This window comes from Stutzerimonas kunmingensis (genome assembly GCF_002929225.1).
Classification (GTDB): domain Bacteria; phylum Pseudomonadota; class Gammaproteobacteria; order Pseudomonadales; family Pseudomonadaceae; genus Stutzerimonas.
Window position 1 is genome coordinate 1 of sequence record NZ_PISM01000012.1, and the last position, 1192, is coordinate 1192.

The window sequence follows — 1192 nt, forward strand, 5'->3', positions numbered from 1 at the left end:
CTAGTGGCCTGAGCGGTTAGTTCAATAATCTATTTTTCATCGCGCCAAGTTTAGCTTTGTGGACTGAGCTGATGATCGATTCAGCCGTTTTGTTCCATTTGAATGGCTTGGCGGAGAGCTCGTTGTGGGCCTCGATGAAGTGGCGAATAGCCGTCTTCAGGTCTGCCACGCTGGTAAAAGCGCCACGATACAGTGCTCGCCTTTCCAGTTGCGCGAACCAGCCTTCTACCGCGTTTAACCACGAAGCGCTGGTTGGCGTGAAGTGCAGCTTGAAACGCGGATGCTTCTCCAGCCACTGCTTGATGGCGGGGGTCTTGTGCGTCGAGCTGTTATCCAGGATCACATGCAAATCCAGTTCGGCGGGCGTGCTGCGGTCGATCTGTTGCAGGAACGCCAGAAACTCCTTGGCCCGGTGGCGCTGAGTGATTCGCCCGATGACCTTGCCCGTCAGGATGTCGAAAGCGGCATACAAGCTGGCAGTGCCGTGACGCTTGTAGTCGTGAGTACGCCGCTCAATCTGACCTGGGCGCAATGGCAACATCGGTTGGGTGCGGTCCAGCGCCTGGATCTGGGTTTTCTCATCTACCGATAGCACCAGAGCGTTATCCGGCGGGTTTAGGTAGAGCCCGACGACATCGACAACCTTGTCCGCAAAATGCGGGTCGTTGCTGACTTTGAACGTTTTCAGGCGATGCGGTTTGAGGTCGGAAGCGGCCCAGACCTGGCGAACCTGCCAAGTCGTGACGCCAGCATATTTGGCCATCAATCGGACGCTCCAATGCGTTGCTTCACGGGGAACGCGGCGGGTCGTTAGCGTGAGGATGTCGTTGACTTTCTGCGCGCTGAGCTTGCGTGGCTGGCCACTGCGAGGCAGGTCGTTCAGACCCTCAAGACCGGCCTCTAGATAGCGTTTGCGCCATTTGAACACCACCGGCGCGGAGACCAGAAGCTGCTCACTGACCTCTTTGGGCGTCACTCCGTCAGCCAATAGCAGCAGAATACGAGCACGCTGCACGAGACTCTGCGCCAGCGAGCCCATTCGTAACCAGCTTTGCAGGGTGGCGTGATCGGACGGCGTTAAGACAAAGCAGGCGGCGGGTTTGGCCATGTGGGTTATTAATCAGTGGCTTTGGAGTCGCGCCAGTATATCGATATGTTGTTAAATAAACGAACTACCCGCTCGGGACACTAG

1 protein-coding gene is annotated in these 1192 nt (G+C 56.8%); it reads right to left on the bottom strand.

Annotated features, from left to right (window positions below):
* Nucleotides 1–16 precede the first annotated feature (16 nt).
* A complete protein-coding gene (locus tag CW305_RS06580) occupies nt 17–1108 on the bottom strand; it encodes an IS630 family transposase (RefSeq protein ID WP_104097428.1) in 1092 nt (363 codons plus the stop codon).
* Nucleotides 1109–1192 lie beyond the last annotated feature (84 nt).

What these genes read in the sequence shown, in the direction of transcription:
- CW305_RS06580 (WP_104097428.1), bottom strand. Translation starts at nt 1,108, where the DNA reads ATGGCCAAACCCGCCGCCTGCTTTGTCTTAACGCCGTCCGATCACGCC.